At 42.0% G+C, this 13,462-nt stretch carries 8 protein-coding genes; 6 read left to right on the forward strand and 2 right to left on the reverse strand.

The features are described 5' to 3' along the window. Nucleotides 1-85 precede the first annotated feature (85 nt). The 5 genes from D0S24_RS07175 (at nt 86) to D0S24_RS07195 (ending at nt 8,166) form a co-directional block, all read left to right on the forward strand. Entirely contained in the window at nt 86-1,450 is a 1,365-nt protein-coding gene (locus D0S24_RS07175; RefSeq protein WP_117019151.1) for a Gfo/Idh/MocA family protein, read from the forward strand. Nucleotides 1,451-1,631: 181 nt separating this feature from the next. Beyond that, on the forward strand, nt 1,632-4,823 hold the full coding sequence (locus D0S24_RS07180; RefSeq protein ID WP_117019152.1) for a SusC/RagA family TonB-linked outer membrane protein: 3,192 nt from the start codon (nt 1,632-1,634) through the stop codon (nt 4,821-4,823). 10 nt (nt 4,824-4,833) lie between these two features. Continuing rightward, complete coding sequence (locus D0S24_RS07185) at nt 4,834-6,378, forward strand: RagB/SusD family nutrient uptake outer membrane protein (RefSeq protein WP_117019153.1); 1,545 nt, start codon at nt 4,834-4,836, stop codon at nt 6,376-6,378. Between the two features lie 32 nt (nt 6,379-6,410). Beyond that, a complete protein-coding gene (locus D0S24_RS07190) occupies nt 6,411-7,055 on the forward strand; it encodes a fasciclin domain-containing protein (protein ID WP_117019154.1) in 645 nt (214 codons plus the stop codon). Between the two features lie 22 nt (nt 7,056-7,077). After that, nucleotides 7,078-8,166: a DUF5007 domain-containing protein gene (locus D0S24_RS07195; protein ID WP_181938043.1), complete on the forward strand. Its 1,089-nt coding sequence runs from the start codon at nt 7,078-7,080 to the stop codon at nt 8,164-8,166. Nucleotides 8,167-8,353: 187 nt separating this feature from the next. On the opposite strand, the gene D0S24_RS07200 is transcribed toward D0S24_RS07195, so the two are convergent. Together D0S24_RS07200 and D0S24_RS07210 are read right to left on the reverse strand one after the other, a co-directional pair. Beyond that, nucleotides 8,354-9,670, reverse strand: coding sequence for a Gfo/Idh/MocA family protein (locus D0S24_RS07200; RefSeq protein WP_117019156.1), 1,317 nt, complete (start codon nt 9,668-9,670; stop codon nt 8,354-8,356). 446 nt (nt 9,671-10,116) lie between these two features. Beyond that, a complete protein-coding gene (locus tag D0S24_RS07210; protein ID WP_117019158.1) occupies nt 10,117-10,626 on the reverse strand; it encodes a hypothetical protein in 510 nt (169 codons plus the stop codon). Between the two features lie 194 nt (nt 10,627-10,820). Here D0S24_RS07210 and D0S24_RS07215 point away from each other — a divergent pair, with 194 nt between their 5' ends. After that, complete coding sequence (locus tag D0S24_RS07215; protein WP_117019159.1) at nt 10,821-13,457, forward strand: MGH1-like glycoside hydrolase domain-containing protein; 2,637 nt, start codon at nt 10,821-10,823, stop codon at nt 13,455-13,457. The last annotated feature ends 5 nt before the right edge of the window (nt 13,458-13,462 follow it).

Below are 13,462 nucleotides of genomic sequence, written 5' to 3' on the forward strand. Positions count from 1 at the left end.
ACGCAGAAAAAGAACACCTAAGTAATTAACATAATATTAATATTTGCGAAACACAATGATCAAGTATCCCAATTTAAAGTAACATATGAACCAGAGAAGAAATTTTATTAAAAAGACTGCCATTACAGGGGCCGGCATAGCATTATTGCCCAACTTGAGCTTAGGAAATGGTTTTGCAAAAGACACCCAAAAATTGAGAGTGGGCGTAATAGGTGTCGGACTCAGGGGAACCAATCATTTGGACAACCTTTTAAAGAGAACCGATGTTGTGGTAACCGCCATTTGCGACATAGACCAAAACCGCATTGATATTGCTCAGGATCATATTGTAAAAGCAGGCCAAAAAAAGGCAAAAGCCTTTGGAAAGAATGAACAGGATTACAAAAATCTATTGGCATTGACAGAGGTGGATGCTGTGGTCATTGCCACTCCTTGGTTATGGCATACCAAGATGGCGGTAGATTCCATGAAGGCCGGGAAATATACCGGGCTCGAAGTATCAGCGGCCAATACTCTTGAAGAGTGTTGGGACTTGGTAAACACCCATGAAGAAACGGGTTCCCATCTTATGATATTGGAAAATGTCAACTACAGACGGGATGTGCTTGCCGTATTGAATATGGTTAAACAGAATGTTTTTGGGGAACTTTTGCATTTCAGATGTGGATATCAGCACGACCTTCGAGGGGTAAAGTTCAATGATGGCAAAACTGCCTACGGAAAAGGTGCCGAGTTCGGCACCAAGGGTATCTCGGAATCGGCCTGGAGAACACAGCATTCCTTGTTGAGGAATGCGGATGTATATCCAACCCATGGCCTTGGACCCATAGCGGTTATGGCAGATATAAACAGGGGCAATCGTTTACTTTCGCTTACCTCACATGCTACCAAAGGTGTTGGCCTGCATAAATATATTGTAGATACTGCTGGCGAAAACCATCCCAACGCCAAATTAAAATTTAAACAGGGAGATATCATTACCTCCACCATAGAGACCTCCAATGGGGAGACCATCATTGTTACCCATAATGTAAACAACCCCCACCCCTACTCCTTGGGCTTTAAGGTTCAGGGGGGCCAAGGACTTACGGACTTTGATTACCACACCCAACGCATCCATATTGAAGGTACTACAGAGGGACATGGATGGGAATCCATGGACAAATGGTTTGAAAAATATGATCATCCGCTTTGGAAAAAATTTGGTGATGGTGCTACCGAAGCGGGCCATGGAGGAATCGATTTCTTTGTCATGAACGCCTTTATAGAATCGGCCAAAGAGAATATTGCCCCTCCCATGGATGCCTATGACGCTGCTGCCTGGAGTGCGGTTACCCCACTGTCCGAGCTATCTATAGAAAACAATGGGGAACCACAGGATTTCCCTGATTTCACCAGGGGCACTTGGATAAAGAGAAAACCGTACAACTGGATAAAGGATACCTACTAAAAATTACCAAAAAGATTTTGAGTTGTTTGATTAGTTGTTTTTCATAACCCATTTCATGAAAATGGAATGGGTTTAAAACCAAAACACACAAATAACCTTGGCCAAGGATCATACTCTGATAGACCGCCAGAAGAATTTTGCAATTTTTAAACTCAACCAATTATTAACTTAAACTAGATCAATGAAAAAACCATTCTATTATTTACTAATTCTATTTTTGAGCGTAGGTCATTTTGCCCATGCTCAAAATATAACGGTCCAAGGAACCGTTTTCGATGACAATGGAGTTCCTCTACCTGGAGCTTCAATCGTAGTTAAAGGAACCACTAGCGGAACACAAACCGACTTTGATGGTAATTTTTATATAGACGTACAAGGTTCGCAATCCATATTGGCTGTATCCTATCTTGGTTTTAAGCCACAGGAAATAATTGTGGGTAACCAAACACAGGTAAATATCACCTTGGCCCCAGATGCTACACAATTGGACGATGTAGTTTTGATTGGGTACCAAAAAGTCTTTAAAAGGGATGTTACCAGTGCGGTATCCAGTATTAAGAGCGAGGATATTGAAGGAATCCCGGTATTGGATGTATCAGGGTTGATAGCCACCCAGGCCACAGGTATTCAGAGCGTAAATATGACAGGGGCACCCGCAGGCAGGGGAGCTTTAATTATTCGTGGCAATACAAGCATCGGAGGCAATATTGATGCCGATTTAGCTTATAGTAGCCCATTATATGTAATTGATGGGGTCCAGACCAGCCTAGAGGATTTGGCAGGTTATGGTGTTTCCAATGTAGACTTCTTGGCCTCGCTTAACCCTAACGACATTGCCAGCATAGATGTTCTTAAAGATGCCTCGGCAGCGGCCATCTACGGATCCCGGGGAGCCAATGGGGTTATTATTATTGAAACCAAGAAAGGTGTTGCGCTAGACAAACCAGAATTTTCGTTTTCCTCCAGTTTGGGATTGCAGCCAAAACCCAACTTGGTACCCATGTTGGTTGGGGCAGCCGAACGCCAAGCTAAAATGGGGATGATCCAAAGATGGTGGCATACGGACGAATTACAATCCGATCAAACACCAATGGTCTTGACCGATAGTATAAACCCAGCATTTAACAACAATATAGATTATCAAGGCCTGTTCTATAAAACGGGGATTGATCAGCAATACGACTTCAGTGTTCGAGGTGGCAGTGAAAAAACCAACTATAGGGTTTCACTTGGATATGACAATCAGGAAGGTGTTATAAAGGGGACCGGGGTAGACAGGATTACTTTTTCTTCCAATCTCAATTTTAAGGCCGGTGAAAAATTTCGCGACCAATTAATTACACGGTTTACGCATACCGATCTACAAACTGGACAGGGAAATCCTTACCAAGGAAGTTTTAACCTTAACTCTTCCTTACCAGTGGATCCTGCTGGACTACAATCTTCCCTTTTTTATATCACAGACGAAAGAACACAGTCGTTAAGCGGTGAACTGGAAGGAAAGTTGAACGAGGATAGAACCGTAAACTTTACCATTTCCAATTTTGCCACCTATGATCTTTTACCAAGTCTTAGCCTAAATTCACAATTAAGTTTCGTATATGACAGTAATAAAAAGAACTTTTATGAGCCGTCTACCATACGGACAGAAGGAGATGGTTTTGCTAGTTATGCCCTGTATAACAGAAAAAACTTGACTGCTGAAACCTATTTAAGCCTCTTTAAAAACATAGGCGCCAATAACGATCATGAAGTTACCGGAGTATTGGGAAATAGAGTGGATTACAACAAATATGAGGACATGGCCATGACCGCCTTTGGTTTTGGTAGTGATGCTATTCAAACCATTAACAACAGATACACCCAGGACCAGATAAGTGGATACACCGATATTAGTGCCAATGCTTTGGTATCCTATTTTGGGCGTGTGAGCTATAAGTACAAAAATCGTTACATGATTGGTGGAAACTTCAGTATCGATGGTTCTTCCAGATTTGGTAAAGATGTGCGTTGGGCCAAGTTCCCTTCCCTAAATGCAGGTTGGGTTATTTCGGATGAGCCCTTCCTTAAACCCCACATTTCCGGTTTTATAGATTATTTAAAGATAAGGGGTAGCTGGGGTATCAACGGGAAGCAATTCCCGGAAAACTACTTACGTTTCGGAAAATACAATCTAGGTTACGGTGGTAATCCATATTGGGCCAATCAAATGAATGTTTCCAGCTATGGAGGTGTAACCGGAGTTATTCCAAATTACGACCAAATTGGGAATGCATCCCTTTCATGGGAAGAAACCGAACAATGGAATATTGGGTTTGATCTGGATATGTTCAACAGAAGGGTAAGTCTCGCGTTTGATGCGTACAACAAGAGTACGGACAAGCTATTTTTTGACGTAGCTTTCCCTGCCTACTCGGGTTATAATTCCGCTCCCACCAATGTTGCCGGGGTCTTAAACTACGGTTGGGAATCCATGCTACGTTACCACGTTTTCCCCAGGACCAACGATCTTCGCTTGGAGTTGTCCGTAGGTTTTGCCCAGAACAAGAATTACGTTTCCAAATTGCCCAATGGCAATCAGGATTATATAGGTGGAGATTACGGATATGTAGTTGGGCGTCCCCTAAACCTATATAAAATGTTCATTAATGATTATATTATTGATGATTTGGACCAATTGCCTGTAAATCCATTTACTGGAGAGCCTTTACAAGGTAAATCCGCTTGGGCCAGCATCCGACCCGGTTTTCCAATATGGCAGGATCTTAACGGGGATTATTTACTTAATGAAGAACACGATCTTAAGTTAACTACGGACTACTCTCCTATTCCCGATATTACCGGTTCTTTCAATATCAACCTACAGTATAAAAAATGGTATTTCCAGGCCTATAGTCAATTCTCGTTTGGTGCCGATATTAAAAATACTGTGCTAAATAGTTATATGGATAGCTACGATAGAGGAGGTGATGATTGGGCAAGAAGAGGACTTGCAGACCTAAGTGATTATACTTTTTGGCAGCAACCCGGTGATGGTGCTGCAGGAGTAGACTTTCCTGCAATGTACCCACAGAGCCCTACGCTTGGAGCCTTTTACGGTTTCAGGGACAATCAGACGCTTTGGATAGAAAGCGGTGACTATTGGAAAGTCAACAATGCTTCAATTGGATACACTTTTGATCAGAACGACAACTTTATGAAGAACATTGGACTATCACGTTTAAGAATCTACGGAGCTATGTTGAATCCTTACCAGTGGCAAAGATCCAAGAAGGTGGTAGATGCCTCCATGGTGGATGCCAAAGGACATACTTATGGAAATGGATATCCACAAGCTAGGACAATTACCATTGGAATTGACACAAAATTTTAAATTATAAACGATGAAACAGATAAAAAGTTTTAAAACATATATCATGGTCCTATGTCTTCTAGGTGCAGCCAGTTGTTCCGATTTGTTGGACCAGGAGCCGATAAGCATTACCCATCCCGATGTTTTTTGGGATAGTCAGGCCAACGCCGAACAAGCCGTAGCAGGTGCCTATGGTCTATTTAAGGAGGCTATTATGACACAATCCAATTTTTTGTATTGGGGTGAATGGACCGGGATGACCTTTATGAACAGTCGTAACTGGATTGTTGACTATATTGAAGGTAGTGGCAATTACGTTTTGGCATACCGCGATGCTTCCATGAACTGGAAAAACTTCTACAGGGCTGCCAACTGGGCCTATACCATTGAGCAATATATTACCGACATGCCCGTGGATATGTTCGATTCCCAGGCAGAAAAGGATCGTCTTTTAGGAGAAGCTGCATTCATTAGATCACTGACCTATTTTTATATGGCCCGTATTTGGGGAGATGTGCCCATTGTAGAGCAATCGATAGAAAGTTCTGACCAGCTTATTTCAGAAGACGGATACATTGTGGAAAATGCGAGGGTAGATGAACTTGAGGTTTTGGATTATGCGTTGGAAGCCGTTAATAAATCCATAGGATTACTGCAATATTCCAGTCCCGGAGCTTCCAATTGGGCCATAACCGCCAATAAGGCAAGCGCTGAAGCCTTAAAAGCCCATATTACTCTTTGGTATGCCGGTAGGGACAATGACAATCCGGAAATGATTCAACAAGCCATTGACGCAACTACATCGGTTATCAATAATAGTGGTGCCAGTTTAATCGATTACGTAAATGAGGGTGAAGAAGGTTTTGATGAAATGTGTATTGGCCAATCCAAGACAGGCTTGTTCGAAATCAACATCAGCTCGGATATGAACGAATCCTTTAGGTTGATCCAATATGATGATAACCACACAGGACTCACCTTAAATTACCCGGTTTGGCAAAGTGTCAATACGGGAATAAGCCCTTATATGGATCCGGATTTCTATGGAAATGAGATGATGGCCACAGATGCGGATAGGGCCAACGATGTTCGTAAAGATCTTTTCTTTTATGAATATGGGACCAATACAGATTACGCTTATCTTCAGAAATATTCGCATTCCGCACAAGATGAAGCTTCCGAAGATGCCTATGCCCAATTTTCCGAGTCCAATATCTTAATTTTTAGGTTGGCCGACATGTATTTATTAAGAGCAGAAGCCAATGCTAGAAAGGGCGTTTCCGGACCCGCTATTTCCGATTTAAATACTATAAGAAGTAAAGCCAACGTACCGGATTATACAGGTGGAACAGACCGTGAATCCCTTATGAAGGCCATATTTGATGAACGTGCCATTGAATTGGTTGGTGAAGCGCATTCCGGATATGATAGAATCCGAATGGATTATTACGACGGAGTGCCATGGGCAAATCAAGCAAGAAATGCAAAAAAAGGGTATTTCTGGCCTATCCTTCCGGCCGTGATATCCAGGAACCCCTCTATTCTACAGACTGAATATTGGAGAGGTAAATTGTAGACTAATTTTTAGAACTAAAGAAAACAATCACGATGAAAAAAATAATAATCATACTAACGGCAATAGTAGTCCTTTATTCTTGTGATAAGGATGGGAATTACCTTGTGGATGGAGGAATTAGCAGTCCAGAGGTGGGAACTACCACCATGGAATTTTTCAGATCCCATAATCAATTGGATACTTTGGCCATTCTCATAGAAAAAGCTGGCATGGCCGATTTGGTGAACGGAAACAACACCATCTTTGCTCCCAATAACCTTTCTATAAAGAATTATGTAAACGCTGTACTGACCGATATGAGGGAAATAGATCCCCAGGCCGAATTTACTATAAACGATATTCCTACGGATACCCTTACCAAATATATGGGAGGTTATATTTTTTCCGGAAAAATCAGGAGGGAAAACATGACCAAGGACCAAGGAAAAATCCTTATTGCCCAAAATGGTGAAGAAAGAAGAATTTCCTTGGAACCAACAGATCAATATAACAATGAGTTGGATTCCAAACCCGAATATGTTTATTTCACCTATAAGAAAGGTGATGACTGGGACGAATGGGATAACATTGAAGATGACGATAAGGTGGTAATAAAGACCTCCAATCTAATCTCAACCAATGGAGTTATTCATGTCCTGCAGGGAAACCATACTTTATTCAATTTCGAAAGGGACTAATAAAAATCTTAAAAACAAAAAGATGAAAAATATATTATATTCCATACTGATCATTATTGTAATGGTCGCATCTTGTCAGCCTCCGGAAGTAGGTTATATCAGTGATAATATCCATGCCTTGGAAGACACCATTTCCGTTCCGCGCGGGGTTTTTAAAGTTGGGGCCGCACCGGCCATAGAAGGATCTACCTATCCATTAAAATGGGAGATTACCAGTATAACGGATGCCCAGGGCAACCCTACCAACGATCTGTTCGACGAGTACGAGCTTTTAACTTGGAAATCGGCTTTTAATGCGGATACCGATACCACCTTGGCCTTAGTGGAAGAAAAGTTGGAGTTGGGCAACTACCCTACTATAATGATCAATGAAGTAAGTGGACAATTGGCCTTCACCCAGTCCAGTAAATTTGTAACCAACAATGACATTTACAAAATAAACGTTAAAGCAACCAATGTTAGGGGCGAACGTCAATTGGATGACTTTGTAATTGTTAAATTGGATGATTTTCAACCGGTTGAATTCCCCACAGAAATGCGTTCCAGACTACAATTGGGCACAGGTGGCGGAGCTTATGACATAGGTTATACCTCGACCATTATGAACGATTTTGACGACGGCGTCCCCAGTGTTTTGGATGGCACCCATCCTTATATCACAGTAACCAAAGTAAGTGAGGAACCTGCATTGGGAGTAAAGGTTAAAATGATAATTGCCGACAGCTATGACCAACCTTTAAATCCCGAAAAGGTTATCTTTTATCCTTCTGGATCAACCTATTTACAAAATTATCACGACAATTCCATAGATACTGAAGTGGATGCCATAGGTACCACATTTTCCTTGCCTGCTCCCCCATTCCCCCAATATGGCAGGAGCTATACCGGAACCAGCTCCTATTTGATGTACTATCTAACCACCGATGATGCCTTTACGGTGGATACAGAGGCATTTGAAGCGGATAACGGCCCCAAGGACTGGTCACCTTATCTGGATCCAGATACTGGTGAAATAAGAAATAGGGCATATATACGCTGGGGAATTAAAATAAATGATTCCGGTAGCTGGGAAATAAAAATGAAAATCCCCTATACCAAAATAAAGGAATAGTATAAATTAACATTATATACCTTATAAATGGTTTGTTTTGGAGCAACTTAGGTTCCCATTACAAACCATTTTTTATTTCGCCAAAGCGCATTCCTTTAGGGGACAGTATAAAATAGTACAACCAAAAAAATCCCAAACTCTCTATAAAACAAGAAAGTTTGGGATTATTATTTTAGAATGTAAAGGCTTAAATAACCACCGTCTTTCCCGGGATGGGAATATTATAGGTGCCATCGGCATTGGGCTGTACCGGTGCCGGGGAATCCCAGGTTAAATTGTCCGGTGCCAGATCTATATTGGAAGTCATGGCCTCCTCCCATTTAATTACCTGGCCCGAATAAGTGGCCATTCTGCCTATAATGGCACTCATAGTGCTAAAAGCCCCGTTTTCGGCATCGGAAATAACGCCTTTGTTCCTTATGGATTCGAAAAGCTTAATGTGTTCTACCTGATAAGGATTCGGATCATCCTTGCCCCGGTGTGTAAATATTTCACCTCCGTTATAATCCTTGATGAACGTATTGTCCCCATAGGTTTCAATAGTTCCTTTGGTTCCTTGGAAGGTTTCGGCCACCCTGCTCATGGTCTCCGGCATATGGCGACATTGACTGGCGATAACCGCACCACTTGGATAGGTGTACTCTACAAAGTGATGATCAAAAATTTCCCCATGGTCCTTGCCGGTCCTTACCTGTCTACCGCCAAAACCTTGGGCAGAAACAGGATATTCCCCAAGAAACCAGTTGGCAACATCTATGTTATGAATGTGCTGTTCCAAGATATGGTCTCCGCACAACCAGTTGAAATAATACCAATTGCGCATCTGGTATTCCAGCTCGGACTGTCCGGGCTGTCTTTCCCTTACCCAAACTCCCCCACTGTTCCAGTACACCTGACCGGATACGATTTTACCAATTTTATTATCCTTTATATGTTGCAGACCTGCCAAATAGCTGTCCTGATAATGTCTTTGCAGACCAACGACCACATTTAACTTCTTGTCCTTTGCTACTTGCGCCGCGGCCAACACCTTCCTAACCCCCGGTATGTCCGTAGCTACCGGTTTTTCCATAAATACGTGTTTCCCTGCATTAACGGCATATTCAAAATGCTGCGGCCTAAATCCTGGAGGGGTGGCCAGTATAACCACGTCTGCCATGTCTATGGCCTTTTCGGCCCCATCAAAACCAACAAACTGATTGGCCCGGGGCACATTTACCTTCTTGGTATCCTTAAACTCCTTTTGCAAATTCATTAAACTTTCCTGCAACCTGTCCTCAAAAGCATCGGCCATTGCCACCAACTCAACATTCGGATCCGCGTTCAATGCCTGTTGTGCAGCACCTGTACCACGGCCACCACAACCGATCAAGGCTATCTTTAATTTCTTGTCGTTAGCTACATTTACCATAGCATTCATCTGCATGGTAGGTAACATCATTGCTCCGGTTACCAAAGCACTGCTCTTAACAAAATCCCTTCTACTATTTTTAATATTGGTCATGGTATTTCCTGTTTGCTTAGTTTTTAGTTTTTATATAATAATTGATAGGTCATTGCCCAAGACAAAAATTGGAGGACAAGAACGGGTGGTCAAGATAGAGATTTATTTGGAAACGTACAATGTACATTTTTAAAGAATGCCATTTATTATGTTAAATATGCTACAATATCTTAATATGGCGAAATTTAATCTAAACAATTCTCCGAAGGCTCTGCCTCGGGGTAACCAATTCACCTCTCCTTGGGAGAGGTCAGAACTGCCTTTTCGGGCAGTTTTGGGTGAGGTTAAATACAAAATTTCGGTTTTTGAACCTAAGGTCGAAACGAAACAGACGAAATACCTCTATGGCTCTGCCCCTAGGATAGTCTGTTTCAAGAAATTTTTTATTTCCCCTAATGCCAAAAAATAGGCCATAATTATCAGGTATCTACAAAGGGGGTTTTTGCCTATATTTTAGACTTTTCTTCCTTAGCCTCCGGTTTAAATTGCCCAAACCTTTCCATCATTATATTTTGAAGGGAATCCATTTGTTGGAATAGTTTCCTCATGTCCGAAAAGTTATGGTGGCCCTGTCCTTCAAAGAAATCCTTAAAATATTGGTTGCCGGTCATGAGGGAATCCATTTCCATTGTCCGTCCCAAATTATACTCCTCCATAAAAGTGGATAGATCATCCTGTGAAAAAAACTTCATAGCTCCCATAATACTGTCCAGGTCCATCTCCATGGGCAAGTTCTTGAAATTGTTGTAAGAATAGGAGTAAAGGGAGTCATAGCCTATAACATTGCCGTTCTCATCGTATTTCTTATCTACCTTCCAACTTATTTTCGGTTTATCTACAGCACTACTATCCGTGTTTTTGTCCGCCAAATCAGCCCTGGATCTATTACGGTCGTCCTGGGCTTGGCATGAAGCCAACATTAGTCCCAACAAAAGGGTGGATAACAACTTTTTCATATGTTTAAAATTTTAATTAAACCTCCGTTTTTTTATCATTGGCCGCAAAAAAAATGCCATCCAAGTCATTATTTAAGCGATTGACAGGTTAAAAATGTGTTAAACATATACTATCTTTAATTATGGAATTCAAAGGCGCCAAATGCGCACCGCAATGGATATCCGTATTACCCTTTTTAAGTTATTTTAATTGAATGGTTAAAGAAAGAATAGCTCAAGAACAAAAGCGATTGGACGATTCCCGATCGAAAAGCAAGGATTGGCTTAAATGGGGCCCATATTTAAGTGAGCGGCAATGGGGAACGGTCAGGGAAGATTACAGTCCGGATGGGGATGCCTGGAACTACTTTTCGCACGACGATTCCCGCAGTAGGGCTTACAGATGGGGTGAAGATGGCATCGCCGGAATATCCGACCGATATTGTAATATTTGCTTTGGAATTTCCCTCTGGAACGGCAAGGACCATATCTTAAAGGAGCGCCTATTTGGACTAACAGGGCCCCAAGGGAACCATGGTGAGGATGTTAAGGAACTCTATTATTATTTGGAGAATACCCCTACCCATTCCTATATGAAGCATCTGTACAAATATCCACAGAACCAATTTCCCTATGTACAATTGGTGGAAGAAAACAGGAAGCGGGGAAAAAACGATGTAGAGTACGAGCTTTTGGATACCGGCATCTTCGACAACGATGAATATTTTGATGTTGTTACGGAATATGCCAAGGCGGACAATGAAGACATTCTCATAAGAATTTCCATTGCCAATAGAAGTGCCAAGGCTGCCCCTATACATGTCCTGCCCACCCTTTGGACGAGAAATCTGTGGAGTTTTGTGGGCATGCCCGAAAAACCTATCATAAAAAAGCAAATCCATAATGGCCAGACCTTTGTTTCCATAGATCACATCTACGTAGGCAACTACAACCTCTATTTTGAAGCTCCATCCCGATTGTTATTTACCGAAAACGAGACCAATATGGAGAAGATCTATGCGCAGCCCAACGATCATCCCTTCAAAAAAGATCTTTTTCACAGTTCCGTGATAAACAACGATTATTCCATAATAGCCGCAAATAATCAAGGTACCAAATTTGCACCCTTGTACCAATTGCACCTTGAAGGAGGGGAAACTAAGACCATTAAATTACGCTTGACCGCCTCTTCCTTGAACGACCCGTTCAACAAGGGTTTTGAAGCTACCTTTTCAAAAAGAATCCAGGAATCCCAGGAATTTCTGGATGCTACCTTTAAGACTGCCACCGAGGAAGCCAAAGAAATACAAAAACAGGCCATTGCGGGACTTTTATGGTCCAAGCAATACTACAATTACGAGGTGGAAAGATGGCTGAACGGGGACCACAAGGAGATGCCGCCCCCGCAAAGTAGATTTAACGGACGAAACAAGCAATGGAAAACACTGAGGAACCACGATATCCTTGCCATGCCGGACAAATGGGAATATCCCTGGTTCGCAGCTTGGGATACGGCATTCCATTGTGTTAGCCTGGCCCTGGTGGATCCTAGTTTTGCCAAGGATCAACTGTTGTTATTTACCAAAGAATGGTATATGGCCCCGAACGGACAGATCCCGGCATATGAATGGAATTTTAGCGATGTTAACCCTCCCGTACAAGCTTGGGCCTCCCTACAGGTTTATCAAATGGAGAAAAAAAAGACAGGGAAGGGAGACATTGCTTTTTTAAAACGGATGTTCAATAAGTTGGCCCTTAATTTTACCTGGTGGGTGAACCGGGAGGATAGTCTTGAAAACAACGTTTTTGAAGGAGGATTTTTAGGTCTGGACAATATTGGGGTCTTTGATCGTAGTCGCGATATCCCCGGGGGCGGGGTACTGGAACAGGTAGATGGAACCTCATGGATGGCCCTGTATTGCCTCAACATGTTGGAAATGGCCTTGGAAATAGCGCTGGAAGATATTTCCTTTGAGGATATGACCATGAAATATTTTGGCCATTTTGTCTTTATCGCGGAAGCCCTGAACAATATAAGTCAGGATTATAACGGCTCATGGGATGAAAGCGAAGGTTTTTTCTATGATAAGTTGATATTTCCCAATGGGGAATCCTTACCCATTAAAGTGCGCTCCATTTCGGGATTGTTATCCCTAACGGCGGTATTGAATATCAAAAAGGAATATTTGGACAAACTGCCGCGGTTTAGAAAGAGTATGGAGTGGTTTCGTAGGCACCGTATCGAGAACGCAAAATATCAGGTTATGGAGGAATATTTCGAAAATCAGGATGTTTTGTTATCATTGGTACCCAAAGAGCGTTTGCAAAAGCTGATTGGAAGTATCTTGGACGAAAAGGAATTTCTTTCGCAATTCGGCATTAGATCCTTATCAAAAATCCATAAAAATCCTTACACCATCCACATAGATGGACAAATCTATGGGATTAATTACGAACCTGCGGAGTCTACCACAGGACTATTTGGAGGCAATTCCAATTGGAGGGGACCCATTTGGATGCCCATGAACTATTTGTTTATAAATTCCCTAAGGGAATACCATAGCTATTTTGGAAACAAGTTGGAATTTTCTTATCCCACGGGCAATGGCAATAGGATGAATTTAAAGGATATCAGTGATGAAATCGGCAAAAGACTGATACTGCTTTTTGAAAAGGATGCCAACGGCAATAGGCCCATTCACCAATTACACGAAAAGCATTACCGGGACCCCCATTTCAAGGACCTAATACTATTTTATGAGTATTTTCATGGGGACAGTGGCAGGGGCGTCGGGGCTTCACATCAAACCGGATGGACCGCTTTGGTAGTGAATTTAATGGAAGAAATATAATAACA

Source organism: Arenibacter sp. P308M17 (genome assembly GCF_003426735.1).
Taxonomy (GTDB): domain Bacteria; phylum Bacteroidota; class Bacteroidia; order Flavobacteriales; family Flavobacteriaceae; genus Arenibacter.